This window comes from Streptomyces sp. NPDC048590 (assembly GCF_043199535.1).
Taxonomy (GTDB): Bacteria; Actinomycetota; Actinomycetes; order Streptomycetales; family Streptomycetaceae; genus Streptomyces.
In genome coordinates, this window is the sequence record NZ_JBICWC010000004.1 from 171,966 (window position 1) to 197,884 (window position 25,919).

Annotated in this window: 22 protein-coding genes; 10 read left to right on the forward strand and 12 right to left on the reverse strand. The window is 71.9% G+C overall.

Translation table 11 applies throughout. The annotated features are described in order from the left end of the window. Positions 1-233: 233 nt before the first annotated feature. Complete coding sequence (locus ACGFNN_RS12960) at positions 234-1,142, reverse strand: N5-glutamine methyltransferase family protein (protein ID WP_393555380.1); 909 nt, start codon at positions 1,140-1,142, stop codon at positions 234-236. Between the two features lie 548 nt (positions 1,143-1,690). Between ACGFNN_RS12960 and ACGFNN_RS12965 the strand changes: the two genes are divergently transcribed. Both ACGFNN_RS12965 and ACGFNN_RS12970 read left to right on the forward strand, forming a co-directional pair. Continuing rightward, complete coding sequence (locus ACGFNN_RS12965; protein ID WP_393555382.1) at positions 1,691-2,755, forward strand: hypothetical protein; 1,065 nt, start codon at positions 1,691-1,693, stop codon at positions 2,753-2,755. Between the two features lie 163 nt (positions 2,756-2,918). Next, positions 2,919-4,553, forward strand: a complete 1,635-nt coding sequence (locus ACGFNN_RS12970; RefSeq protein WP_393555384.1) for a DUF5691 domain-containing protein — start codon at positions 2,919-2,921, stop codon at positions 4,551-4,553. 436 nt (positions 4,554-4,989) lie between these two features. On the opposite strand, the gene ACGFNN_RS12975 is transcribed toward ACGFNN_RS12970, so the two are convergent. After that, entirely contained in the window at positions 4,990-5,403 is a 414-nt protein-coding gene (locus ACGFNN_RS12975) for a cobalamin B12-binding domain-containing protein (RefSeq protein ID WP_362665499.1), read from the reverse strand. A gap of 342 nt (positions 5,404-5,745) precedes the next feature. On the opposite strand from ACGFNN_RS12975, the gene ACGFNN_RS12980 reads away from it, so the two are divergent. Both ACGFNN_RS12980 and ACGFNN_RS12985 read left to right on the forward strand, forming a co-directional pair. Beyond that, the gene (locus tag ACGFNN_RS12980; protein ID WP_393555386.1) at positions 5,746-6,759 is read left to right on the forward strand and encodes an esterase/lipase family protein; all 1,014 of its coding nucleotides are present in this window, start codon (positions 5,746-5,748) and stop codon (positions 6,757-6,759) included. A gap of 262 nt (positions 6,760-7,021) precedes the next feature. Beyond that, positions 7,022-8,674 (forward strand): M23 family metallopeptidase, encoded by a 1,653-nt coding sequence (locus tag ACGFNN_RS12985; RefSeq protein WP_393555388.1) that lies wholly within the window; start codon positions 7,022-7,024, stop codon positions 8,672-8,674. A gap of 117 nt (positions 8,675-8,791) precedes the next feature. On the opposite strand, the gene pcrA is transcribed toward ACGFNN_RS12985, so the two are convergent. After that, on the reverse strand, positions 8,792-11,230 hold the full coding sequence (gene pcrA / locus ACGFNN_RS12990) for a DNA helicase PcrA (RefSeq protein ID WP_393555390.1): 2,439 nt from the start codon (positions 11,228-11,230) through the stop codon (positions 8,792-8,794). Positions 11,231-11,681: 451 nt separating this feature from the next. On the opposite strand from pcrA, the gene ACGFNN_RS12995 reads away from it, so the two are divergent. Then, positions 11,682-12,830: an NlpC/P60 family protein gene (locus tag ACGFNN_RS12995; protein WP_393555392.1), complete on the forward strand. Its 1,149-nt coding sequence runs from the start codon at positions 11,682-11,684 to the stop codon at positions 12,828-12,830. 120 nt (positions 12,831-12,950) lie between these two features. On the opposite strand, the gene ACGFNN_RS13000 is transcribed toward ACGFNN_RS12995, so the two are convergent. From ACGFNN_RS13000 to ACGFNN_RS13010, 3 genes are all read right to left on the reverse strand, one after another. Continuing rightward, positions 12,951-13,403, reverse strand: coding sequence for a MarR family transcriptional regulator (locus tag ACGFNN_RS13000; RefSeq protein ID WP_393555394.1), 453 nt, complete (start codon positions 13,401-13,403; stop codon positions 12,951-12,953). Continuing rightward, positions 13,400-13,894 (reverse strand): MarR family winged helix-turn-helix transcriptional regulator, encoded by a 495-nt coding sequence (locus tag ACGFNN_RS13005; protein WP_393555396.1) that lies wholly within the window; start codon positions 13,892-13,894, stop codon positions 13,400-13,402. Before ACGFNN_RS13005 ends, ACGFNN_RS13000 begins: the two co-directional genes overlap by 4 nt. A 107-nt stretch (positions 13,895-14,001) precedes the next feature. Then, positions 14,002-14,355, reverse strand: a complete 354-nt coding sequence (locus ACGFNN_RS13010) for a hypothetical protein (protein ID WP_362538627.1) — start codon at positions 14,353-14,355, stop codon at positions 14,002-14,004. A 358-nt stretch (positions 14,356-14,713) separates the two neighbouring features. On the opposite strand from ACGFNN_RS13010, the gene ACGFNN_RS13015 reads away from it, so the two are divergent. Next, the gene (locus ACGFNN_RS13015) at positions 14,714-15,781 is read left to right on the forward strand and encodes an NlpC/P60 family protein (RefSeq protein ID WP_393555398.1); all 1,068 of its coding nucleotides are present in this window, start codon (positions 14,714-14,716) and stop codon (positions 15,779-15,781) included. Between the two features lie 65 nt (positions 15,782-15,846). Further along, entirely contained in the window at positions 15,847-16,602 is a 756-nt protein-coding gene (locus ACGFNN_RS13020; RefSeq protein ID WP_393555400.1) for a GNAT family N-acetyltransferase, read from the forward strand. 48 nt (positions 16,603-16,650) lie between these two features. Here ACGFNN_RS13020 and ACGFNN_RS13025 read toward each other — a convergent pair whose 3' ends face one another. Next, on the reverse strand, positions 16,651-17,346 hold the full coding sequence (locus ACGFNN_RS13025) for a response regulator transcription factor (RefSeq protein WP_362538621.1): 696 nt from the start codon (positions 17,344-17,346) through the stop codon (positions 16,651-16,653). Further along, positions 17,343-18,635 carry a PspC domain-containing protein gene (locus tag ACGFNN_RS13030; protein ID WP_393555402.1) on the reverse strand — a complete coding sequence of 431 codons (1,293 nt, stop codon included), beginning with the start codon at positions 18,633-18,635 and terminating at the stop codon, positions 17,343-17,345. Before ACGFNN_RS13030 ends, ACGFNN_RS13025 begins: the two co-directional genes overlap by 4 nt. A 170-nt stretch (positions 18,636-18,805) precedes the next feature. Between ACGFNN_RS13030 and ACGFNN_RS13035 the strand changes: the two genes are divergently transcribed. Together ACGFNN_RS13035 and ACGFNN_RS13040 are read left to right on the forward strand one after the other, a co-directional pair. Further along, positions 18,806-20,140 carry a PspC domain-containing protein gene (locus tag ACGFNN_RS13035; protein ID WP_393555404.1) on the forward strand — a complete coding sequence of 445 codons (1,335 nt, stop codon included), beginning with the start codon at positions 18,806-18,808 and terminating at the stop codon, positions 20,138-20,140. Continuing rightward, positions 20,127-20,390: a hypothetical protein gene (locus ACGFNN_RS13040; RefSeq protein ID WP_393555406.1), complete on the forward strand. Its 264-nt coding sequence runs from the start codon at positions 20,127-20,129 to the stop codon at positions 20,388-20,390. Before ACGFNN_RS13035 ends, ACGFNN_RS13040 begins: the two co-directional genes overlap by 14 nt. 20 nt (positions 20,391-20,410) lie before the next feature. On the opposite strand, the gene ACGFNN_RS13045 is transcribed toward ACGFNN_RS13040, so the two are convergent. From ACGFNN_RS13045 to guaA, 4 genes are all read right to left on the reverse strand, one after another. Beyond that, positions 20,411-20,941: a DoxX family protein gene (locus ACGFNN_RS13045; protein ID WP_393555408.1), complete on the reverse strand. Its 531-nt coding sequence runs from the start codon at positions 20,939-20,941 to the stop codon at positions 20,411-20,413. 75 nt (positions 20,942-21,016) lie between these two features. Next, the gene (locus ACGFNN_RS13050) at positions 21,017-22,285 is read right to left on the reverse strand and encodes a hypothetical protein (protein ID WP_393555409.1); all 1,269 of its coding nucleotides are present in this window, start codon (positions 22,283-22,285) and stop codon (positions 21,017-21,019) included. Positions 22,286-22,414: 129 nt separating this feature from the next. Beyond that, the gene (locus ACGFNN_RS13055; RefSeq protein ID WP_393555411.1) at positions 22,415-23,170 is read right to left on the reverse strand and encodes an SAM-dependent methyltransferase; all 756 of its coding nucleotides are present in this window, start codon (positions 23,168-23,170) and stop codon (positions 22,415-22,417) included. A 245-nt stretch (positions 23,171-23,415) separates the two neighbouring features. Beyond that, on the reverse strand, positions 23,416-25,002 hold the full coding sequence (gene guaA, locus ACGFNN_RS13060; RefSeq protein WP_393555413.1) for a glutamine-hydrolyzing GMP synthase: 1,587 nt from the start codon (positions 25,000-25,002) through the stop codon (positions 23,416-23,418). A gap of 313 nt (positions 25,003-25,315) precedes the next feature. On the opposite strand from guaA, the gene ACGFNN_RS13065 reads away from it, so the two are divergent. Further along, positions 25,316-25,624, forward strand: a complete 309-nt coding sequence (locus tag ACGFNN_RS13065; protein ID WP_393555415.1) for a chorismate mutase — start codon at positions 25,316-25,318, stop codon at positions 25,622-25,624. Positions 25,625-25,919 lie beyond the last annotated feature (295 nt).

Genomic DNA, 25,919 nt, shown 5'->3' on the forward strand with positions numbered 1-25,919 from the left:
TACCCACACGGGGGACACGCCGTGGCATGTCCCGGAAAAAACGCGGGGGAGTCGCGAAATTGGATCCTCCGCGACTCCCCTGCCCCTGAGGTGTCTCAGAGGCTGTCACCCGATTTACTCGAGGACGTTGACGGCGCGCGAAACCGGAGCGATACCCATGATGTCCACCCCCTTTCCTCTCGACGGTGCCCCGACCCGACCGGCCCGGGGAAACTCATGCGCCTGCCGCGCGATCAGCGCGAAGGACGGGTCCTCAGCACCCGGTGACCGGTGGGCGTCATGGGCCTCATCCCGTCCGCGGCAGGCATGTCGCGGCAGTCCTCACGGGAGAAGACCTCGACCGTCCAGCTGCGCCGGTGGAAGCAGCGGAGCACCTCGCGCCGGTGGAATTCGTGGAACTCCATCACCACAGCGCCGCGCTCGGAGAGCAGCGCCCTCGCGTCGTTGGCGACGGTGCGGTAGAAGTGCATCGGGTCGCCGTCGGGCCCGTACAGCGCCTCGTCGGCGGTGTGGTCGCGGACCTCGTCGCTGATCGGATCGATCTCCGAGAGGAACGGCGGGTTGCTGACCAGCAGGTCCACCTTGCCCAGAAGCCCGTCGAAGGCCCCCAGGACGTCGCGGGGGTCCTCGGCGGTCACGCACCTGACCCGCTCGGCACCCGCCCCGAGGAGACGTGCGGCGTTGCTCTCGGTCAGCCGGCGCGCGTCGGCGGAGACGTCGGAGGCCGTCACCTCCGCGTCCTCCACCCTCCGGGCGATCTCCACGGAGAGCTGTCCCGAGCCGTGCCCCACCTCGGCCACCGTCGGCGCGGTCATGCCCCGCAGAGAGTCCAGGGCGACCACGGCCAGCGTCTCCGTCGCCGGGTGCGGAACGAGCACTCCCGGGGTGACCTCGTAACGGCTCCCGAGGAACTCCTCGTAGCCGACCAGCAGCGCCAGCGGCGTTCCCTCCCGGCGGCGGGCGGCCAGTGCGAGTGCCTGCTCACGTTCCTCGCCGGTCACTCCGGAAGCGCTCGCGGCCACGTGCCGGACGAGCAGGCGCGCTTCCTCGGGGACGTCGATGGCGACCCCGGCCCGTGAACTCGTGGAGCGTGCCTCGAGAGCCGGGACCAGTTCCCGCTCGACTTCCGTGTACGAAAACACTCGTATCCCCTCAAGGGAGCAGATCCGCTGCCCGTTCCGTGGCCGGCGGTGTCCCGCCACCCGCTCGACACCGTCAAAATTAGGCGGGGTCACGGGCACCGGCTAGGGGGTTCCTGCCTCAGCAGACTGCACTGCATGTTCATGAACGACCACCCGGTCGGGGAGCGACCCACCTGGGCGAAGGCCTCAGCGGGTCTCGGGGAGCGTGCGCCATGTCCGGGCGCCTCTTGCCGTCGGCGATGCGGCCGTCGTGGACCATGGCGAGCGCCTCGATGAAGAGGAGTTCGAGGACCTCGATGTCCTGGACGGCGACCGTGAACCATTCCCCAGCGGTACCGACAGTCGTCGCAGCGGTGTTCGTCCGGCCCGGCGTCGATGGTGAGCGTCTCCCCGTGCGGGCAACGGGCGCCGTCCCCGCGGCCCGCGCTCCTGCACGGCCTCGCAGCCGGCCGCCAGGGAGCCACGGGCTACAGGCGCAAGGTTCGGGTTCGCCTGGCGAATTCGCAGGTCGGAAGCGGTTGTCAGTGGTCCCGTCTACCGTCGTTCCCATGGTGCCATCTCACGGGGGAGAACCCGGGCGGGCCACCGAACCGGTGGCCCAGGACCCGTCGGAGCACGCGCCGGGAACCGCTCCTGACGCGGCCTCACGCGCGGCCGCTCGCCGCGCCGGGCGCAGGGCCGCGCGCATCACGGCGGGCACCCAGGAGCTCGAGCGACGCCTGGCCGATCTGCTGCGGGGAGGTCTCGCCGCGACCGAGCGGCCGGATTTCGGACTGTGGGAGGAGACCGCGGCCCGCATGGTCGACGCTCAGGCTCCGGGACTCGCGGCACGCGTCCGAGAGTTGAGTGCGGTCACGGCCTCGGGACCCGGCTGGCCGGGACGGCTCCTCGAGGAGTGCGCACTCCTGCATCTGCTCGGCTCCGCCTGGTCCGGTCTCGACAGGCTGCCCGGTCCGCTGGCGGCGACGGTCCGGACACGGGTGGGACTGACGGCCACGGCCGACGGCCCCACCGTCAGGGACCACTGGCTGGTCCTCGCACGGTACGAGACACCGGACGGACGGATCGTCACCCGCCGCACATGGCTTTACGGCCGCCGGTCGCGGCGGACCGCGCTACTTCTTTCCTACGAGGCGCCGGGGCGTGCCCCGGCGCCGACCCTGCAGGCAGGCACGGAGGTCGATGCCGAGGTGACTCCGTATCCGGGCGGTGGAGGACTCCGTGCGGAGCTGGGAGCACGGTTCTCCGAGCCCGTCGCCGTCACGGAGCCGCCACCGGGCGGATCAGCGGCCGAGGCATTGGCAGCCTACGGGCACGCCCTGCGTGAGGATCCCTGGCTGGACGCCTGGCCGGTCGTACTCCGGGAGGTCATACCGGTGCCCTCGGGAGACACCTGGCAGCTCGTCGACGCGGCTGACGGGTCCTCGCTGCCCATGACACCTGCGGCGCTGAGCCGACCCGGCCTGTGGACACTCGTGGCTCTCTCCGGCGGCGGCCCTCTTACGGTCTTCGGCGAGTGCGGACACCGCGGGTTCGATCCGCGCGCGGCTTGGTACCCGGACGACGCCGATGATTCCGGGGGCGCCGGGAGTCCGCCGGTGATGCTCGTCTGAAACCCGCTCCGCCGGTGCGCGCCCACCGCCGGCCGTACGTCGCACGTCGCACGCCACATCCCGGACGGACCGCCGCCGGTGAACCGGCGGGCGGGGAGAGCGCCGTACTCCTCGTCCGCCTCGCCCTCACCGCACAGGAAGCCCGACCGGAGGAAGGGACCCGATGCCCACGACCGCCATGACCGGCATCCCCGCGAACAACGCGTGGGACGACCTCGTCACCTCCGCACTGCTCGGCACGGACCGGCGGCCCCTCCCCCGGAGCGGAGGCCCCGCTCCCGGGCCGGCCGAGCTCCTCGGTACCGCCGCCGTGCACACGGTGCGGCGGCGGGCGGCGCTGCGGCCGGGAGCACCGGAAGCCGAGCCGCCCGCGCCCGCACCGGCCGACCCGCGACCGCCCCTGCCCGCCGCTGCCCGCCGCCGGCTCACGCAACTGCTCGCCGGACGCTCGTCCCCGCCGAGCGGCGGGCGCAGGGGCACAGCCCCCGACCTCACCGAACTCATCCCTCAGTGGCTGGCGTCCGCGAGCGCACACGGTTATCGCGCACCCGCGGAACTGCTGCCGCCCCTGCTGGACGCGGCCCGAGCCCGTACGGACCTGCGTCCCCACATCCTGCCGTTCGCCGGACCACGCGGGCTCTGGCTGGCCGGGTTCAATCCGGAGTGGAGGTTCGCGCTGCGCCCCTCGGCGCGCGGCGCCCAGCGCCCCGACACCACCGACATGGATGCGGTGCGCCTGCTCTGGGAGGAGGGACTCTTCGCCGAACGGGTCGCGCTGCTGGGCGCCTTGCGGGAGCAGGATCCCGGCGAGGCCCGTCACCTGCTCCTCAGCACCTGGCCCGACGAGCGCGCCGAGGACCGGCTGATGTTCCTCGATTCGCTGCGGTCCGGACTATCCCACGCCGACGAGGACTTCCTGGAGCAGGCGCTGGCGGACCGGAGCCGTAATGTCCGTGCCACCGCGGCGGAGTTGCTCTCCGCACTGCCCGGTTCACGGCTCGCCCTGCGGATGGCGGACCGCGCCACGTCCTGCGTGAATCCCGACCGTACGGACGGGGCGGTGTCCGTCGCCGTGGAGGCGCCGCACGAGTGCGACGCCGCGATGCAGCGGGACGGCGTGGTTCCGGCGCCCCCACCGGGCCGCGGCGAACGCTCCTGGTGGCTCGGGCAGTTGGTCGAGGCGGCTCCGCTCGAGGTCTGGCGCGGAAAGTTCGACGGGCGGACGGCCCAGGAACTCGTGTCCCTGCCGGTCGCCGACGGCTGGGCCGGGGAGCTGCACGCGGCCTGGTGCCGCGCGGCCATGAGACAGAAGGACTCCGAATGGGCGCGGGCCCTGCTCGGCGCCCCCTCCATACCTCCGGCGAACGGACCGGGGACGGCGTCACTGGCGGAACGGTCCCAGCTCCTCGCCGTCCTGTCCCCGGGCGAACGGGCCTCCTGGGTCGCCGGTTTCGTATCGGCTCACGGTCTGTCCGAGGCGTTCCAGCTGCTCGGGGTCTGCACCGTTCCCTGGGACCGAGCACTCGGCCGGGCGGTGGTGGACGCATTGGACATCGCCCGGGACGCGGGCAGTTACCCCTGGAGCTTCAGCGGGGTGATGGGACTCGCGGAGCGGTGCCTCGATCCCGCCGAGGCGGACAGGCTCGCGGTGCTCACCACCACCCCCGACGAACCGGAGGACGCTTCCCCCGGCGCGGGCGGCTACTGGTCGGAGGCCTTCCAGCGCCTGGTCTCCACGCTGCGTCTGCGCGCTGCCATGGAGGCGGAGCTGGCGGGAGGAGACGGCCCTGACCGGTGAGTGCCGCCAGGCGCACCGGACCGGCCCACGCCGACCGCTACTCAACGCAAGGGTGCACGCACGGTACGCACCCCACGTGCACCAGCCACCGAGGGGACACGACCACATGCACACCGCACACACCACCGGCCGCAGACAGCCCCCGCGCAGACGCACCCACTGCCGTAACCCAACCCCTACACCGCACTTGCCGCCCGGCCACCTACGCACCGCCCGACGCGATGCCCGTCAGCAGGGCATGCGCGAGGGCATGCGGGCAAGACGCACCGGCGGGCCGGCGCACCACCGGACGGGCGCGCGCAGAGCGCCGTGGGCGCCGGGCACACGTCCCGCCTCCGGCACGAGCGACCACGCCCGCCGCTGGCACGAAGGCTCACGCACCCGTCTCCGGTACGAGGGCCACGAAGGCTCGCGCACCCGCCTCCGGTACGAGGGCTCAGGCCTCCGCCGGCTGCCGGACGTGGGCGTTCACCCAGTCGACGATCGAGGCGGTCGTCGCACCCGGAGTGAAGATCTCCGCGACGCCCAGCTCCTTCAGCGGTGAGATGTCCCCCTCGGGAATGATGCCGCCGCCGAACACCTTGATGTCCTCGGCCTCGCGCTCCTTCAGCAGCTCGATGACCTTGGCGAAGAGCGTGTTGTGCGCACCCGAGAGGATCGACAGCCCGATGGCGTCGGCGTCCTCCTGGATCGCCGTGTCCACGATCTGCTCGGGGGTCTGGTGAAGCCCCGTGTAGATGACCTCCATGCCCGCGTCCCGCAGTGCCCGCGCGATCACCTTCGCCCCGCGGTCATGGCCGTCGAGGCCCGGCTTGGCCACCACCACACGGATCGGACCGGTCACACCCATCAATGCCTCCACATGCGTTTCCCGCGCCCCGAGGGCCGGTGATGTGAACGAACGTTATCCACAGCATCCCGCACCGTGCTGTTTCGCGGTGGACCGGGAGGGGGAAATCACACAGAGGGACATGTTCGCCGGTGCCGGTTCCCGCACCGAACGGCCTGCGGGCCACGCGGGGAGCGGCACCGAGGGAGCCGCAACGAGGTCGCCGTACCACCGTGCCGTCAGCCGCACGGCACGGTGGTACGGCCTCCGGCGTCAGGGCGCCGGTCGACCTCCGAAGCGACCCCGTGAGGGCGTGCGGGGCAGGGAGCCGCCTCCCCGCATTCCAGTGCAGGAGGTCGGCCCATGAAGGTCCTGTCCTTCCTACCCCTACTGCTGCGCAGCCCAGGTCTGCGCCCCGCCTGGCTGTCGTCGACGTTGATCAGGGCGACCGCCCTGGAGCTGCTGATACTCGCCGGGCATGTGCTCATCTATCCGTCCGGTCTCACCCCGGAGCGGCGCACACCGCTGCCCGCCCCACTGCCCGGCGGTGGCGCGGAACCCGACGCGACCGCCCGCGCGGACGGCGACGACGGCGGCGTGAGTGGTGCGGACTCAGCAGCCGCAGAGGCAGACCCGGCGACCCCGACCGTGACCCCGACGACGACCCGGACCACGGCGGCCTCCGGCTCCGGCGGAATCACCCGTCCGGCGGAAGCCACCCCGCTGCCCGCCACGGCGGACGACCGGCCTCCCGTGGTCCTCATGCACGGATTCATCGACAACCGTTCCGTCTTCGTCCTGCTGCGCCGTTCCCTGGCACGGCACGGCTGGCGGCATGTGGAGTCGCTCAACTACTCCCCGCTGACCTGCGACATCCGCACGGCGGCGGAGCTGCTGGACCGGCATGTGGAGGAGATCTGCGCCCGCACCGGGAGCCGCGAGGTCGACATCGTCGGACACAGCCTGGGCGGACTCATCGCCCGTTACTACGTACAGCGCCTCGGCGGGGACCGCCGGGTGCGCACACTCGTCACCCTCGGCACGCCGCACGGTGGCACGGCCGCCGCCCCCCTCGCGGGCGCCCACCCCATCGTCCGCCAGATGCGCGGCGGCTCCGACCTGATCAGGGAGCTGCGCCGCCCCGCCCCCGGTTGCCGGACGCGGTTCGTCAGCTTCTGGAGCGAACTGGACAGGGTGATGCTGCCGGTGGAGACGGCCTGCATCGACCATCCGGACCTCGACGCGGTCAACGTGCGCGTCACGGGCATCGGCCATCTGGCCCTGCCGGTGCACCCGGCGGTCGCGTCCGCGATCCGTCAGGCGCTGGAGTCGGACGGTGCGGCCACCCGCATCGAGGGCGCGGCCTCCGTCGCCTGACGTCCGGCGGCGACCGGCCGTGCCGCCCACCCGGCCGGCGCCCGGCACCCCTTGACGAATAGAACAAGCGTCGAACATAGGGCCAAGGCTGTGCGGACAGTCCACCGAAAGACGGCCGATTGCCCCTTTCCTGAAGGACCGGCAGCCTCCGAAGATTGTCGTCCCCTCCTACCGCCGGGTACAGTCGCGGCCACTACTCACCCCGGGGTCCCCCCACCGGCCCCCCGGAACAGGTCCTGCTGCCGAGGCGAGAGAGAAGTTGGTGAACGACCAGCACCCCCACGCCGGGTATGCCGGATACGACAGTCCTTCCACCGGCAGCTTCGACACCGACCCACTGTTCGGGTCCCTGCCGGGCCAGTACGACGGCAGCCACGAGACGACGTACGGCGGCGGCTACGCCCCCTCGTACGACACCGGTTACGGCGACGGCTACGACACCGGCCAGTGGGACACCGGCGCACATCAGCAGGCCGCGTACGACGCCTACGGCGCGCAGGCCCACCCGCAGATGACCCAGACGTACGACACGACCGGCACATGGATGCCCGGTCCGGCCGCCGCGACGACCGGCGCCACGGGTGAGTGGGACACGGCGGGCCTGCACACCGGCACAGCGGGCGAGTGGGCGGCGGGCGACACCGGAGCGTTCCCCACCGCCACCTTCGACACCACGGCCTACACGACCGGGACCTACGCCGCGCCCGCCTTCGGGACCCCGGAGCACGAGAACTACGCGCCCGACACCGGGACGTTCGACGCCACGGCCTGGAACATCGGCGCCACGCCCGAGCACCCCGCGTACGCCCCCGAACAGACTTCGTATCCCTCGTACGAACACGAGTCGGCCCCGTACGAGACCTACGGAACGGCCGAGTTCGCCGTTCCCGAGGGCGACGGCACCCATGACTTCCCCGACCAGCCGGACGGCGGCGCGTACGACCACGCCGACGAGTTCGACCACGCCGAGGCGTACGGGCACTCCGGAACGACCGCTCCCCCCGTCGGCGACGGCTCGGCCGACGAGCCCGACGTCTACACCGATCAGCAGGGCGAGGCGGGCCAGGACGACGGAACCGCGCTCCTCCCGGACGGCTTCGACGTCACCCCCGAAGCCGCCTCCCCCTCAGTCTCCGTACGCCCCGTCGGACGGACCGCCGGGCCGCGCGGCGGCAGCAGGGGCAGGCGTCGCACCCCCGCGAAGCGTTCCGCGCTCCTCACCGTCGCCGTGCCCTCCGCCTGCGTGATGAGCGTCGCGGGCATCGCGGCCGCCTCGGTCAGCGGCGTCGGCGGCTCCGAGGAGACGAAGGACGACACCGCGTCGATGGCCGCCGCCGATGTCGTCAAGCCGGCCGTGGCCAACAACAAGCTGGACGCCCAGCTCGCCAACCTCAGTGCCGACGCCGAGAACTTCGCCGACCGCGCCAGCCGCACCCAGGAACGCATCGACCTGAAGGAACGTCAGGCGGCGGAGAAGAAGAAGCGCGAGGAGGAGGCCGCCCGCCGCGAGGCCCTGCGGCCCAAGTTCGTCCTGCCCGTCGCGCAGCACGGCCTCAGCGCGATGTACGGACAGGCCGGCGTGAACTGGATGTCCGTGCACACGGGCATCGACTTCCCCGTCTCCTACGGGACGCCCGTGATGGCGGCGACCGACGGCACCGTACGCACCCAGTGGAACAGTGCCTACGGGAACATGGCGATCGTCACCTCGCCCGACGGCACCGAGACCTGGTACTGCCACCTCAGCACCACCAAGATCCGTTCGGGTTCGGTCAAGGCGGGCGACGTCATCGCCTTCTCCGGGAACTCCGGCAACTCCACCGGCCCCCACCTCCACTTCGAGGTACGGCCGGGCGCCGGCTCCGCGATCGACCCGATGCCCTGGCTCCGCAGCCACGGCCTCAACCCGAACTGAGACGGCGGGCCTGTACCGGCCGGCTCGCGGCCGCGAGCACGACGCACGCGAAAGGCTCCGGCCCCGCGCTCCAGGAGGAGCGCGGGGCCGGAGCCTTCGTCGTCGCGGTCGCTCCGCTCAGAGCTTCTCGACCGGTGCGTACCGCAGCAGCAGTTTCTTGGGACGCTCGTCCCCGAAGTCGACCGTGGCCTTGGCCTGGTCGCCGAATCCGTCGACCGCCGTCACCGTGCCCAGCCCGAACTGGTCGTGCGTGACCCGGTCCCCGACCACGAGGGTGACGACCGGCTTCTCCGAGGTGCGCCGGGTCGCGAATCCCGACGGCCCGGACTTCGCACGGGACGCGGACAGGGACGAGGTGATGCCCGATGTCGGACCCGCCGGAGCCGCCATCGGTCCCTTCCGCTTCCACTCCAGGTGCTCGTCCGGGATCTCCTCGAGGAACCGCGACGGCGGGTTGTACGAGGGCTGGCCCCACGCACTGCGCATCGCGGCCCGGGTGAGGTACAGGCGCTCGCGGGCCCGGGTGATGCCCACATAGGCGAGCCGGCGCTCCTCCTCCAGCTCCTTGACCTGACCCAGCGCACGCATGTGCGGGAAGACGCCGTCCTCCATCCCGGTCAGGAACACCACGGGGAATTCGAGGCCCTTGGCCGTGTGCAGGGTCATCAGGGTGATGACGCCCGAACCGTCCTCGTCCTCGTCGGGGATCTGGTCGGAGTCCGCGACGAGCGCGACCTTCTCGAGGAACTCGGCGAGCGTCCCGGCGCCCTCCTCCTCGGCACGGTCCTGCTCGAACTCCAGGGCGACGGCGGCGAGTTCCTGAAGGTTCTCGATCCGGGTCTCGTCCTGGGGGTCGGTGGACGCCTGCAGCTCGGCGAGGTAGCCCGTACGCTCCAGGACCGCCTCCAGCACCACGGCGGGGCCCGCACCGGACTCGACGATCGTGCGGAGCTCCTCCATGAGCGTGTTGAACCGCTTCACGGCGTTGGCCGAGCGGGCCGCCATCCCGTACGCCTCGTCGACCCGGCGCAGGGCCTGCGGGAAGGAGATCTTCTCCCGCATCGACAGCGCGTCGATCATCGCCTCGGCCCGGTCGCCGATCCCGCGCTTGGGCACGTTGAGGATGCGGCGCAGCGGCACGGTGTCCTCGGGGTTGGCCAGGACCCGGAGGTACGCGAGGACGTCCCGGACCTCCTTGCGCTCGTAGAAGCGCACCCCGCCGACGACCTTGTACGGCAGGCCGACGCGGATGAAGATCTCCTCGAAGACACGGGACTGCGCGTTGGTGCGGTAGAAGACGGCGACATCCCCCGCCTTCGCCTCCCCCGCGTCCGTCAGCCGGTCGATCTCGTCGGCGACGAACTGCGCCTCGTCGTGCTCGGTGTCGGCGACGTAGCCGGTGATCCGGGTGCCCGCCCCCGCGTTCGTCCAGAGGTTCTTGGGGCGGCGGCTCTCGTTGCGCTCGATCACGGCGTTGGCCGCGGAGAGGATCGTCTGCGTGGAGCGGTAGTTCTGCTCCAGCATGATCGTGGTGGCGTCCGGATAGTCCTCCTCGAACTGGAGGATGTTGCGGATCGTCGCACCGCGGAAGGCGTAGATCGACTGGTCCGCGTCACCGACGACGCACAGCTCGCCGGGTGCGTCCCCCTCCCTCGCGGGACCGACCAGTTCCCGCACCAGGGTGTACTGGGCGTGGTTGGTGTCCTGATACTCGTCGACCAGGACGTGCCGGAAGCGGCGCCGGTAGTGCTCGGCGACATCGGGGAAGGCCTGGAGCAGGTGCACCGCCGTCATGATGATGTCGTCGAAGTCGAGGGCGTTGGCCTCGCGCAGCCGCGCCTGGTAGAGCGCGTACGCCTGGGCGAGGGTCTTCTCGAAACCGTCGGCCGCTTGTCCTGCGAAGGTCTCCTCGTCGATGAGCTCGTTCTTGAGGTTGGACACCTTCGCCGTGAACGACTTCGGCGGGTAGCGCTTGGGGTCGAGGTCAAGGTCACGGCAGACCAGCGCCATCAGGCGCTTGGAGTCGGCGGCGTCGTAGATCGAGAACGACGAGGTGAAACCGAGCCGCTTCGACTCCCGGCGCAGGATGCGCACGCAGGCGCTGTGGAAGGTCATGACCCACATCGCGTTGGCGCGCGGACCGACCAGGCCCTCGACGCGCTCCTTCATCTCGCCCGCGGCCTTGTTGGTGAAGGTGATCGCGAGGATCTGCCCCGGGTGGACCCCCCGCTCGGCCAGCAGGTGGGCGATCCGGTGGGTCAGCACCCTGGTCTTGCCCGATCCGGCCCCTGCGACGATGAGCAGCGGGGAGCCGGCGTGCACCACGGCGGCGCGCTGCTCGGTGTTCAGCCCGTCGAGCAGCGCCGCCGGGTCGATGACGGGACGCGGTGCGCCGTCGCGGTAGTAGGCGTCACGCGGCGGCGGAGGCGCGTCGAAGACGTCCTCGAAGAGACCCTCGGGCACCGCCTCGGGCGCGTGCTCCTCGGGCGGCGGCGGGGGGCCGTCCTCGCCCTGCTGGAGGCCGGTCAGGAAACTGTCGTCAAAGAGGCTGCTCATCGCCTCACGAGTCTAGGCGGCCGCACCGACAGCCCGGGCCGCATCGGCGACAAGGGCCACGCACCGCACACGCAACGGGACGGGGCTCCCACGGAGCGTGAGATTCCAGGGGTGGAACCGACCTCGCCGGCCGCCACACGGAAAAGGTCACGGAAATGTATCGGGCATATCGAACATCAACCTTCACAGGGACACCACGGTTTGGCTAGCGTGCTCCGACGGGTGCCCCGTACCCCCTTGAGGCGAACCACGCCGCACGGGTGCCCCCGCCGAATCCGTACTCCCTCCGACGGGAGTCCGGAACCGGGGACCCACACGCAGCACCGGGGTGAATCGGTCCGTCTCCACCGGACCGTAGGGCAGCCTTCCGTTCCGCCCGAACCCTCCCCCCGAGCCTGAAAGGCCTGGGGGGACCCCCATCGCTAACCCGGTAGGCGGTCCACGGAAGGAGATGCCGGCCTTGGCGTCGCATCGCAAGCCGCGCACCCGGGTGCGCACCACCACCCCCGCCGTCGGTCTCACGACCGCGGCGCTCGCCTCCGTCACCCTGCTCTCCACCCAGAGCGCGACGGCCGCTCCCGCCGAGCCGAGGCCCAGCATCGAGGAAGTGCAGAAGAAGGTCGACGACCTCTACCGGCAGGCCGGCACGGCGACGCAGAAGTACAACGAGGCGAAGTCCGCCTCGGCCGGGCAGCGGGCCAAGGTCGACGCCCTGCTCGAGGCGGCGGCCAAGCGGGCGGACAAGCTCAACGAGACCCGTCGCGAGCTGGGCAACTACGCGGCCGCGCAGTACCGCAGCGGAGCGATCGCCCCCACCGCGACCTTCTTCCTGGCCGACGACCCCCAGTCGTACTTCGACCAGGACCAGCTGATGGCGCGCATGACCAGCCAGCAGCAGAAGGCGGTGTCCGACTTCCGGACGCAGCAGAAGGAAGCGGCGGCCAAGCGGGTCGAGGCGACGAAGAGCCTGGAGGAGCTGACCGAGTCGCAGGACTCCTTGCGCACCAGCAAGCAGCAGGTGCAGGCCAAGCTCACCGAGGCGCGCACCCTGCTGTCGAAACTGACCGCGGAGGAGAAGGCGCGGCTCGCGGAGCTGGAGCGCAAGAAGGAGGCCGAGGCCAAGCGGAAGGCCGAGGAGCTCGCCAGGCAGCAGGCCGAGAAGGAGAAGGCCGAGCAGGCCGCGAAGGAAGAGGCCTCGCAGGAGGAGGCGGGCACCGGAACGGGTGGCACGGCCTCCGACAGCGGCTACGCCACCAAGGCGGAGAAGGTGCTCGCCTTCGCCCGCGCCCAGATCGGCAAGCCGTACGTCTGGGGGGCGACGGGTCCGTCGTCGTACGACTGCTCGGGGCTCACCCAGGCCGCGTGGAAGGCGGCCGGCGTGAACCTGCCGCGCACCACCTGGGACCAGGTGGAGGTCGGCACCCGGGTGGCCACGGCGGATCTCCAGCCGGGTGACCTGGTCTTCTTCTACGACGACATCAGCCACGTCGGCATCTACAAGGGCGACGGGATGATGATCCACGCCCCGAAGCCGGGCGCGAACGTCCGCGAGGAGTCGATCTACTACATGCCGATCTACGGCAGCGTGCGTCCGGCCTGATCCGCCGGGCCGATCCACGGGACCGCCTCACGGGGCCGTTCCTCACAGCCGTCCGGCGCTGCGAGGAACGACCCCGCCGGTGTCCCTGGAGTCCGGCCGGCTCCGGTGCCCGCCGGAGCGTCAGGCGCCCAGGGCCGCGAGCTCCGCTTCGGCGCGCTCGGTGACCAGGGCGAGGACACGCCCCGCGGCGGCCAGGTCCTCGGCCGGTATGCCGCCCCAGATGCGGGCGGAGAAGGGGGCGGTCCCCGCGCCGACCACGGCGAGCAGTTCCCGCCCCGCGTCCGTGGGGACGAGGTGCGCGCCGTCCGCCACGAGCAGTCGGCGTTCCAGCAGTTCGTCGATGGTGGCCCTGATCCCGGCCGGCTCCGCCTTGAGGGACCGCTGGACCTGGACGAGGAGTCCGTCCGGTGTCGGCGGAGTCTCGGAGGTGGCGGCCGCGCGCAGCGTGATCTGCTGCTGGAAGGTGACGCCGTGCCTGGCCAGGACGTGTTCAAGGACGCCTCGGGCGGCGTAGTGGGCCAGTGCGAGGTTGCGTGCATCGGCGACGGGTGCGGTGGTGGACGCTGAAGTCATGGAGTTGCCCCTCGTTTGCTCTCGTCGTTCGGTACGGGTGGAGCGAGAGTGACGCCGAGCAGGGTCGTCAGCTCACCGGTGAACGCCCGCGTGCGCGGGGAGTCCAGGCCGTCGAGCGGCTCCGTCAACTGCTGGAGCAGTTCCTGGACCACCGTGATCGCCCGTCGTGTGACCGCCTCACCCTGATCGGTGAGCCGGAGTTGCACGGCGCGCGGGTCGCGGGGATCGCGGGTGCGCTCGATGAGGCCGGCCGACTCCAGGGCGCGCGCCAGCTTGGAGACGTACAGCGCCTCCAGGCCGGTGTGATCGGCGAGCCGGCGCTGACTGGGCCGCTCCCCGGCGCGCTGCATGCCGTACAGCGAGGCGACCAGCGAGTACTGGGCGTGGGTGAGCCCCAGCGGGCCCAGCGCACGGTCGACCGCGACCCGCCACTTGTTGGCGAGCCGCCACACCAGGAAGCCGGGAGTGGGACCCGGTGAACCCTTGCTCATGGAAATAGAGTACATAGCTACTATGTCCATGGCTACTAAAATTCGGCCGTGCCGTCACCGCCCGAAGAAAGCGGACCCGGGGGCGGCCCCGGGCCCGCTCGCGACCCTCAGGTCCAGAGGGTGGCGATGAAGATGTTGGCGACGGTCAGCCCGCCGACCGCGGCGAAGACGCCCTTGTCCACCTTCTCGTCGTCCCGCTTCACATAAACGAGCGCGAGGATCACGATCAGGACCAGCAGCTTGACGCCGATCTTGACGTTGTTCACGGTCTGGTCGTCGGCCTGGTTGAGGCCCACCAGGGCGACGCCGGTGACGAGCATGGTGAGCGCGCCGTGCAGCATGGCCGGGACGAACCTGGCCGTACCGGCCCCCATGGCCTTCATCTGGGTGAGGAAACCGCCCAGCAGGGAGGCGATACCGATGATGTGCAGGGCCACGAAGACATTGATGAGTACGTCCATGGCCGCAGCCTAACCGCGCCCATATCACCACTCTTCAGCCAGGTACGACTTCCCGATGAGCGCATCCCGGGTCTGCGCGAATCACCGGACTCCGCTTACGGTTCACGGTCATCCGAGGGAAGCGAAACAGCACATGCGGGCAATAGCTGTCATTACGCCTCTTCGGCGTGCGCCGGGTTTAGCGTCCCTCCCAGGTGACCGGATCTGCACCCGCCGCCCCCGTACCGGGCGGCATCCCCGGTCGCCCCGCCAGGAATCCGGCGGCGGGCCACTCCCCCCTGTGGTGGCCCGCCGCCGGACCCGAGCGGGCCCGCGGCACCCCCCGACGGGCAGTCGAACGGAAGGACGCACCACCCCCGTGGCCGCCCATCGAGAAGCCGCTCACCGTAAACCCAAGCAGCGCCTGTTCACCGGGCCTGCTGCCCGCACCGCGGCAACCCTCGCGCTCGCCGGCGCCGCGACCGCGACCACCCTCGAAGGCTCCGCCCAGGCGGAACCCCAGCTCACCCCGGCCCAGGTCAAGGCCAAGGTCGACCGGCTCTACCACGACGCCGAGGCCGCCACCGAGAAGTACAACGGCGCCAAGGAGGCCGCGGAGGACTCCGAGAAGTCCCTCGACGCCCTGCGGGACGAGGCAGCCCGCAGGACGGAGCGCCTCAACACCGCGCGCGACGCCCTCGGGGCCTACGCCACCGCCCAGTACCGCAGTGCGGGCATCGACCCCGCCGTCCGGCTGGCCCTCTCCTCGGACCCGGACGAATACCTGGAGCGTGCCTCGTACGAGGACCGGGCGGGCGACCGCCAGGCCGGCGCGATCAACGGAGTGCGACGGCAGATCAACGAGATCGCCCAGCTCCGTGCCCGGGCCCAGGACGAGCTCGACCTGCTCGCCTCCCAGCGCACCGCGCTGCGCAAGCACAAGGACGACGTCCGCACCAGACTCGCCGACGCGCAGAGGCTGCTGGCCACCCTGACCGCCGAGCAGCGCGCCGACTACGAGCGCTCTGCCGACGCGGCGCACGGCGGAGCCGCCCGTGCCGACCGGGGCGCCCCGCGAGGTTCCGCAGCCGCGCCCAACGCCCGTGCCGCCGAGGCGATCGCCTTCGCCCAGGGTGCACTCGGCAAGCCGTACGTCTGGGGCGCGACCGGGCCCTCCTCCTTCGACTGCTCCGGCCTCACCCAGGCCGCCTGGCGGGCCGCCGGGGTGTCGCTCCCCCGCACCACGTACACCCAGATCAACGCCGGGCAACGCGTCTCCCGATCCGAACTTGCCCCCGGGGACCTGGTGTTCTTCTATCCCGGCGTCACCCATGTGGGTCTCTACGTCGGCGGCGGCCAGATGATCCACGCCCCGCGCCCGGGAGCCCCGGTCCGGTACGCGTCGGTCGACGACATGCCCTTCGCGGGAGCCACCCGGGTCGCCTGAGGGCTGTCCCGTCAGCCGTCACGCGCCCGCCGGGGATCACGGGACAGCCCTTAGGCTCCCTGCCCATGGACACAGCCATCCAGGACTACACGCTGGCGCTCACCCGCCGCTCCCCCGACCACTACCGGGTGGGCCCCTTCACGGTCCGCCACAACCCGGGCTGGGAGCTGAAGTTCGCCAACTACGCCATCCCGGACCAGGGAGCCGAACCCACCGCGCGGGACATCGCCGATCTGGTCGAGGCGTTCCGCGCACATGACCGGCTCCCCCGGCTGGAGTTCCTGCCGTCCTGGGCACCGGCCGTCGAACCGGCCCTGCTCGCGGCCGGGTTCACGGTGGAGAACCGCGCCCCGGTCATGGCCTGCGCCGCCGGCGGTCTCCTCACACCGAAGCCGGTGGACGGCCTGCGCGTCTCCGAACCGGTCACCGCCGACGAGTTCGCCGCCGCGGCCGCCGTCCAGCACACCGGCTTCGGCGGCGAAGGCGGCCCCGACGACGGCGAGATCGCCTGGCTGCGCGCGGCGACCGCGGGCGGTGGCGTCGCGGCACTGGCCACGGTGAACGACCTCCCCGCAGGGGCCGGCGGCTGCTCCGCCCCGGTCGGTGGCATCGGTGAACTGGCCGGTCTGGCCGTGGCCGAGGCCTTCCGCCGCCGTGGTGTCGGCGCCGCCCTCTCCGCCTGGCTGACCCGCACCGCCTTCGACCGCGGCTTCCACACCGTGTGGCTGGAGCCGGGCGGCCCCGACGTCGAGCGGATCTACGCGGGCATCGGGTACCGCAGGACCGGGGAGAAGCTCGACATCTCGCTGGACCCCGGCTGAGCGCGGGCCCGCAGCTCCCGCCCGGACGCCGGGCAGGAGCGGCCGGGCTCAGACCAGCCGTCGCGCCGTCGCCCACCGGGTCAGCTCGTGCCGGTTGGAGAGCTGGAGCTTGCGCAGCACCGCGGAGACATGGGACTCGACCGTCTTCACCGAGATGAACAGCTGCTTGGCGATCTCCTTGTACGCGTATCCCCGGGCGATCAACCGCAGCACCTCCCGCTCGCGCTGCGTCAGCCGGTCCAGGTCCTCGTCGACCGGCGGGGCGTCGGTCGAGGCAAACGCGTCGAGCACGAACCCCGCCAGCCGCGGCGAGAACACCGCGTCGCCGTCCTGCACCCGGAAGACCGAATCGACCAGGTCGGATCCGGTGATGGTCTTGGTGACATAGCCCCGGGCACCGCCACGGATGACGCCGATGACGTCCTCGGCGGCGTCCGACACGGACAGTGCCAGGAAACGCACCGGGTTCTCGACCGCGCCCATCATCGGGGCACAGCGCTTCAGCACCTCCACCCCGCCGCCTCCCGGCAGGTGGACGTCCAGCAGGACGACCTCGGGACGGGTCGCGGTGATCACGGTGACCGCCTGGTCGACGTCGGCGGCCTCGCCGACGACCTCGACCCCGGTCTCCTCGGTGCGGCCGATCTCGGCCTGGACCCCGGTGCGGAACATCCGGTGGTCGTCGACGAGCACGACCCGTACCCGGCGCTCCTCGCCCCCGGTCACCTCGGTGTTCTCGGTCATTCGCCCGACCTCTCCATCTCCAGCTCGACCTCCGTGCCCCCGCCGGGCACCGCACGCAGCCGCGCCGTACCACCGTTGCGCTGCATCCGGCCGATGATCGATTCTCGTACGCCCATCCTGTCGGCCGGTACGGCGTCCAGGTCGAATCCCGGCCCCCGGTCCCGTACGGAGACGAAGACCGTGCGGCCCTCGACCTCCGCGAAGACCTGTACGGCACCGCCCTCGCCACCGTACTTGGCGGCGTTGACCATCGCCTCGCGCGCGGCCTGCATCTGCGCCGTGAGCTTCTCGTCGAGCGGGCAGTCACCGACCACCACGACCTCCAGCGGCACCCCGTGCTTGTCCTCCACCTCGGCGGCGGCGCGCTTGACGGCCTCGGCGAGGGTCGACGGCTCCTCGGCCGCGTCCTTACCGGTGCCCTGCGGGTTGTACAGCCAGTTACGCAGCTCCCGCTCCTGGGCGCGGGCCAGCCTGCGGACCTCGGCGCCGTCGTCCGCGCTGCGCTGGATCAGCGTGAGCGTGTGCAGGACGGAGTCGTGGACATGGGCGGCGACCTCGGCACGCTCCTGGGCCCTGATACGCATCAGGCGCTCCTCGGAGAGGTCCTGGGTCATCCGCACGAGATAGGGGCCCGCGAGGAGCGCGATGCCGGTCAGTACGGCGACGGCGGCGGTCAGCGCCGTACCCAGCTGGGCGGCCGAACCCCGCACCACCATGAAGGCGGCGAGACCGAGGCCGACGAGCGCGACACCCGCCAGGCCCCGGGCCAGCTGCAGCACCCGGCGGCGGCGTCCGACCTCTATCCACTGGGCCCTGCGGGCGTTGTCGGCCTGCCGCCAGACCAGCACGGAGCCCGCGCCGATGAGCAGGGCGGGCCAGACGTAGCGGTCCGCCTTGCTGCCCATGTCGACGTTGCCGACGAAGATCAGGGCACCGACGAGCAGCGCGATCAGCGCGAAGACCTGGCCCCTGTCCGGCTTTCTGAGTCTTCGCCTGCCGTCGGGCGCGGTCTCGAAGAGGGACCGTGCCTCCGCTCCCGCGCCCCCGCCGACCCCGAGCGGTACGACGATCCAGAACACCGCGTAGAGCACCGCCCCCAGACCGTCCGCGAAGAACAGCCCGAGGAAGACGAACCGCACCCAGGCGACCGGCAGCCCCAGATGTCCGGCGAGCCCGCGCGCCACACCGCCGAGCATCCGCCCGTCGTCGCTGCGGTACAGCCTGCGCGGCGCCGGCTCCTCCGGATCCGGGGCGTGGGAGCTCTGGGCTCGGGTCGTCGCTGCAGGCATGGACCGATCGTCACACGTCCCGGCGGGTCATGGCATCAGGGTCTGCCCGGACCCGACCCTGAGACCCCGCTCCCGCAAAGTCCTCCACCCGGTGTCAGGGACGCAATATCAGGGTCGGTCCAGGGTCGTCCCCGGTCCCGCCGGACCGTACGGACCGTCACCATGGAGCCATGACCGTTCCCCAGGACGCCTCCCCCGGCGTCGCCCCGCCCCCCGAGCCGGCACCGCGGCTGCAGCGCAGCAAGCGGCAGAAGGTGGTGGCCGGGGTGTGCGGCGGGCTCGGCCGCTACTGCGACGTCGATCCGGTGATCTTCCGGATCGTCTTCGGCGTCCTCGCCGTGACGGGCGGCATCGGCCTGATCTTCTACGGCTTCGCCTGGCTGCTGCTCCCCGTGGACGGGGAGGAGGAGAACGAGGCGCGCCGGCTGCTGTCCGGCCGGGTCGAGGGGCCCGCGCTGATCGCTCTGCTGCTGGCCCTGGTGGGCTGCGGGCTGCTGCTGTCGATGCTGCACAACGGCGGGATGCTCGCCTTCGCCGCGATGCTGTCGCTGACCGTCGTCGGCTTCTTCGTCTGGACGCAGCACCGTCGGACGGCTCCGCCCGAAGAGCCGTCCGGAACCTCGGCGCACGCCCCCGGAACCACCGCGCACACGGCCGGGCACGGGGCGCCGCCCGAGGTGAAGGCGCCTCCGACGACGAGCGGCCCGTCCTGGTGGCGGGACCCGATCGTCAAGGACGGCACGACCGGGCCCTCGGGCACGGGCTATCTGTGGGGCCCGGAGAGCGCGCTGTCCGCGAACGGGAAGTCCGGCCGGGGCGGGGCGGCGCCACACGCTTCGAGCCGCCCGCACGGCCGTTCCCGCGGGACCCGCGGCCCGCGTTCGATCGGGGGCTCCGTCTTCGTGCTGGCCGTGGTCGCCGGTGGTCTGGTCGCCGGGCTGAACTGGGACACCCATCCGCTGGGGACCAGCGTGCAGCTGGGTCTCGCCGCGGCGCTCGGGGTGTTCGGCCTGGGCCTGCTGATCGCGTCCGTCGTCGGCAGGACGGGCTTCGGCACGATCGTGCTGGCGGTCCTCACCGCCGGGCTGCTGGCCGGATCCACGCTGATCCCGCGCGACATCGGCACCGACTGGGTGCACGAGGAATGGCGCCCGGCCTCGGTCGCCGCGGTCCAGCCCCGCTACGAACTGGACCTGGGCGACGCCCGGCTCGACCTCTCCGGGATCACCCTCCCGAAGGACGGCACCCTGCGCACCGGCATCGAGGTCGGGGCGGGCCGGGCGGTCGTCGTGGTCCCCGAGGGGGTGCGGGTGCGGGTGGACGCCGAGGTGGGCCTGGGTGACATCCGGTTCCCGTCCGACGCACGCGACGACGTGAACATCGCCGCCGACCACCACACCCGGCGGACCGTCGACCCCACGGGGGGCGGCAGGCCCACGGGAACGATCGAGCTCGCGATGAAGGCCGGCGTCGGACAGCTGGAGGTCACCCGTGCCACTTCATGAGATCCGTCCGGGCCGCGCGGTGGCCGGCCTCGTCATGCTGACCCTGGCGGGTGGCTACGCCGCGGACGCGCTCGGGGCGTGGGACGCCCCCTGGAGGTTCTTCGTCCCCGTACTCGTCGGCGGTCTCTGGCTCGCCGCGACCGTGACCTGGGTGAACTACCGGCTGCGCCGACGACGCCAGGCGCGGCGGGCGTCGGCCGAGGGCATCGGTGCGCAAGGACCGCGCGGCGGGGCGACCAGGGTGACCTGAGCGCCCCCTGACGGCCTCTGCTACCGGACCCGTGGCCCGCTCAGGCCGTCCACCGGGCGGCGCGCCCCCCTCAGGGCGTCCACCGACAGGTACGGCGCGCCCGCGAGCAGCAGCGGCAGCCAGGCCATGAGGTAGACGAGATCGTTCCCGTAGTAGTACGGCGTGCTCTGCCAGCTGACGGTCAGCCACAGGCTCAGCGAGATCAGGGCGCCCCCGAGGGCGGCGAGGCGGGCCCACAGCCCCACGAGGGTGCCGAGGCCGACGAGGAGCTCGCCGATCGCGATGGCGTAGCCGAAGCCCTCCGGGCTCCATTGCGCGAGGTCGACCAGGCCGGGGATCGCCGCACTGTCCCGTACGCCGTTCATCATCTCGCCGATGGAGCCTGGCCCGCTCGCCGCGAGAAAGGAACTGTCGGTCAGCTTGTCGATGCCCGCGTAGACGAAGGTGACACCGAGGAAGATCCGCAGGGGCAGCAGCGCGTACCGCCCCGCCCTGTCCCTCAGGCTCCTCGGCTCGTCCAGTCCGTAGGAACCGCCCCTGTACCCGCGCATCACCGCTCCGCCTTCCGTTGGCCCTCCGACAGACCATACGTACGCCGGTTCGGCGGCGCTCACCAGGCCTGTGGCTCAGTCCGTGACGTCGATGCGGCAGGAGTTCGTCTCGACACCCGCGGCGGTGACGACCTGCACCTCGACGGTGCCGGGTTCGACCTCGACGGGCACCGGCACGGTGAGCACGGTGTCCGCCGGATTGGCGAAGCCTCCGGTGACCGGGACCAGGGGGACGTGCACGTGCACCCGCCCGATCCTGACCACCACCCGCGCCAGCCGGTCGGGGCTGCCCGCTCCGGGCGGCACGAATCCCGCGCCGCGGATCTCGATGTCGTCACCGGTGCGGATCGGGGCGTCGAGATCCCCGGCCTCCCTGGCCCGGACGACGGAGAGGATGACGGGACGGCCGCCCTCCGCGTACTTGCCCGCGAAGTAGGTCGCGGCCGACACCGCCACCAGGGCCGCGAGGCCCCACGGCAGATCGGGCAGCTGTTCCGGGCGGCGGGCCAGCCGGACCGCGGCGAACAGCACGGCGACCGCGCTGACCAGGACGTACTGCACATCGGTGAAGCTGCCGCGCCCGGAGTCGTCGGTCAGCAGATCGGCGGCGCGCGGCCGGTCGGCACGGAGCTTCTGCAGCCGCTGGGCCAGGACCCGCACGGTCACCACCCGGCGTACGACGACGGCGACGGCGCACACCAGCGCGAGGACGGTCAGCACTCCGGCCGAGCGCACCAGGTCGAGCCCTTCGATGAGGGCGTCGCGGTCGGCGTGGTCGGAGGCACCGGCGAGTTGCAGCGCGAGGACGAGCACGGAGAACGCGGCGAGCAGCACCCAGGAGGCGGCGACCGTACGTGAGGTCGAGAGCCGGTTGTCCTCACCGATCAGCGGGGCGAGGAGCCCGCCCCGGGCCCGGTGGAAGCGGGCGGCGCCGGTCAGCAGGCCCGCGGTGACGAGCGCGGCGACCAGCCCGGCCGTGCGCGCCGTGGACCAGCCCGCGCCGATGGCGGTGACGGCCTCGCCGACGACGAGCAGGGCGACACCGCCCCAGACCACGGTCAGGGTGCGGCGCCAGAGCGTGTGGAGCCAGGCGTCGCCGGCCTCCCGGCCGCGTTCGGCGACGGCGCGCGCCGACTCGGTCAGCTCGTCCGACACCCACTGCCTCGACGCCGAGACGGACTGCGCGACGCCGGCGGGCAGGCCCTTCCCCGAGGCGAGTTCATCCCGTTTGGCGAGGAAGGCAGCCACCGCGCGGCGGTGTCCTTCGCGTGCCCCGTGCGGGCAGTCGCCGCACGTGCAGCCACCGCCGTGCGCGCTCTTCACCCTCGCCTCGTCCAACGCCACGGAGAACTCCGCCCCTTCTTACCTGGGTACAACCAACTCGCCTGCTATTTCTGCGAATTGTGCCGTACGCTCCGGGCTCGTCCCGCATCGGGGCGAGCCCGGAGCGTACATCGCGCGAATGTGCGATTCTCAGGCGCTGAGCACGAGGTAGGCGAGGCCCAGCGTGCCCCGGTATCCCCCGTAGTACCCCGTGCGCCGGGCGCCTACGGCCTCCCTCACCCCGGCGTGCAGCCGGTGCCCGGGGTTCTCCAGCGCCCAGCGTTCGCCCCGCCCGATGTTGGCGGCCGACTCGAAGAGGTCCCACTCCCGCTGGTCCGCCACGGTCACCTGGAGCGGCCTGAGGCCGGCCGCCTCCGCCTGCCTGATCAGTTCCAGGAGCGAGCCGAAGTCACCGGGCTCGGCGCCCAGCCCCTCCAGCGCGGCGGGAGAGGGCTCGCGCTCCCAGAAACCGTCCCCGAACAGCACCCGCCCTCCGGGACGCACCGCCGCCCGCAGGGCTTTCAGCGCCTCGGAGGTCCCTCCCGGCCAGGCGTGCGAGGACCCGATGCACACGGCGAGGTCGTACCCGCCCTCGGAGTGCGCGGCCGCGGACACCTCGTGGAACCGCACCCGGTCCGCAAGACCGCGCTCCCGGGCGAGGAGCATGCCGCGCGTGACGGCGTCCGGGTCGGTCTCGATCCCGTCGCCGGTGGCGCCGGGCGCCGCCTCGACCAGACGCATCAGCAGTTCGCCCCAGCCGCTGCCGAAGTCCGCGATACGGGCGCCCGGCGCGGGCCCGCAGGCGGCGACCAGCGTGGCCGCGTGCTCCTCGGACAGCGGGGTGTTCCAGGTCAGCCGGTCGTTCCCGGGGGCGGCCATGAGTGCTCTGATCTCTTCGGTCGACATGACCGTGAGCCTGGCACGGGACCGTACGCGGAGGCCAGGGGCTTTCTACCGGCCCCGGCTGCAGATCTCCGTGAGGTCCGCTTCGATCGGACCGGGCGAGTCCACCTTGATCTTGTCGTGGTGGATCCCCGTGGGTGTGCGGGCCTTGAAACCGGACCGGGTTCGTCGACGTGGACGCGGATACGACGATGCCGCCGCCCGGACGAATGAGCGACGGCATCGGCGTTGACCTCAGAGCGAGGGGATCACTCCCACTCGATCGTCCCCGGCGGCTTGCTCGTGACGTCGAGCACGACTCGGTTGACGTCGGCGACCTCGTTGGTGATGCGCGTGGAGATCTTCGCCAGCGTCTCGTAGGGCAGACGCGACCAGTCGGCGGTCATCGCGTCTTCGGAGGAGACCGGGCGCAGCACGATCGGGTGTCCGTAGGTGCGGCCGTCGCCCTGGACGCCGACGCTGCGGACGTCCGCCAGCAGGACCACGGGGCACTGCCAGATGTCTCGGTCCAGGCCCGCGGCGGTCAGCTCCTCGCGGGCGATGGCGTCGGCCTCGCGCAGCAGGTCGAGCCGCTCCTTGGTGACGTCGCCGACGATACGGATACCGAGGCCGGGGCCGGGGAACGGCTGGCGCTGGACGATCTCCTCGGGCAGGCCGAGCTCCTGGCCGACCATCCGGACCTCGTCCTTGAACAGCTGGCGCAGCGGCTCGACGAGCTGGAACTCGATGTCGTCGGGGAGCCCGCCCACGTTGTGGTGGGACTTGATGTTGGCGGTGCCGGTGCCGCCACCGGACTCGACGACGTCCGGGTAGAGGGTGCCCTGGACGAGGAAGGCGACCTCGGGGCCGTCCTCCTGGAGGATCTCCAGCTGGGCCTGCTCGAAGACGCGGATGAACTCGCGGCCGATGATCTTCCGCTTCTGCTCGGGGTCGGAGACCCCGGCGAGGGCGTCGAGGAAGCGCTTCTCGGCGTCGACGACCTTCAGCTTCGCGCCGGTCGCGGCGACGAAGTCCTTCTCGACCTGCTCGGTCTCGCCCTTGCGCATCAGACCGTGGTCGACGTAGACGCAGGTCAGCTGCGAGCCGATGGCCTTCTGCACGAGGGCCGCGGCGACCGCGGAGTCCACGCCGCCGGAGAGGCCGCAGATGGCGCGCTTGTCGCCGACCTGCTCGCGGATCAGGGCGATCTGCTCCTCGACCACGTTGGTGGTCGTCCAGGTCGGCTCGATGCCCGCGCCCCGGTAGAGGAAGTGCTCCAGGACCTGCTGGCCGTGGGTCGAGTGCATGACCTCCGGGTGGTACTGGACGCCGTAGAGCTTCTTCTCGTCGTTCTCGAAGGCGGCGACCGGGACGACGTCGGTGGACGCGGTGACGGTGAAGCCCTCGGGAGCGGCGGAGCAGGCGTCGCCGTGCGACATCCAGACCGGCTGCTCGGTGGGGGTGCCCTCGAAGAGGGTGGAGCCGGCCTTGGTGACGGAGAGCGGGGTGCGGCCGTACTCGCGCGCGCCGTTGTCGTCGACCGTGCCGCCGAGGGTGGTGGCCATCAGCTGGAAGCCGTAGCACATGCCGAAGACGGGGACCCCGGCCTCGAAGAGCGCACGGTCGATGCTGGGCGCGCCCTCCGCGTACACCGAGGAAGGACCGCCGGAGAGGATGATCGCGCGGGGGTTCTTCGCCAGCATCTCGGCCACCGGCATGGTGGACGGGACGATCTCGCTGTAGACCCGGGCCTCGCGGACGCGGCGGGCGATGAGCTGGGCGTACTGGGCGCCGAAGTCGACGACCAGGACGACGTCGGTCGCGGAGTCGGGGGCGGCGGGGGGTGCTGCTGGCACGGGGCGGCCTTCCGGCGGTGGAGAGGGGTCGGTCCTGCCAATTCTACCGGCCGTGGAGCGCCACCCCGCCGGGCTCCTGTCTCAGCATCCGGGCCCGGCGTGGACCCGGGACCGGGAGGGGGCCATACTTGCCCCCATGCGTCAGCACACGATCTTCGTCTTTACCTATGGCACCCGGTCCGCCGGCTGCCATGGTCGTGCTGCTTGAGCAACTGACAAGCACTTCTCCAGGCGCCCCGGACCGACAGGTCCGGGGCGTTCTGCGTTCCGGGCCGGTTGATCCGGGGGGCCCTCGCCCACCGGGAGTTCACAGATGAACAGCATCAGCACCACACCCTCGAAGTCGGCCACCGAGTGGACCGGCGCGCACACCGACGAGGCCGCCTCCCTGATCGGGGACGCCCGGTCGCGCATCGACGCGCTGGACGACCGGATCATCGGTCTCGTCCAGGAACGGATGGCGGTCTCCGCGGTCATCCAGGAGGCCAGGATCACGTCCGGGGGCCGCCGGGTGAACCTGGCCAGGGAGATGGAGGTCCTCAGCCACTACAGCGACGCCGTCGGCAAGCCGGGCACCGCCCTCGCCATGACGCTGCTGGAGCTGTGCCGCGGCCGGGTGTGACGCCCGCCCGGAAGGCCGCACGGCCCGGGAAGGCTGTACGGCCCGGGAAGGCTGTACGGCCGCACCCGCGTTCGGGCCGTGTCTCACCCGTACGGCGCGTGACCGGGCCGGGGACGGCTTCGTTGATCCGGGTGTCCGTGCCAGCCAGGGGCGGCATCGGCAGGAATCCACGCGTGGCTCCGCCGGGACGTGTGGCGTACCTCGGGTACGCCGTGGGACCACGGCCCGGCGCGCGTGACCGGTCGGCAGGGGACAGCGGACCGGTCACCCAGTGCGGCAGGCCCCGGGGACGCCC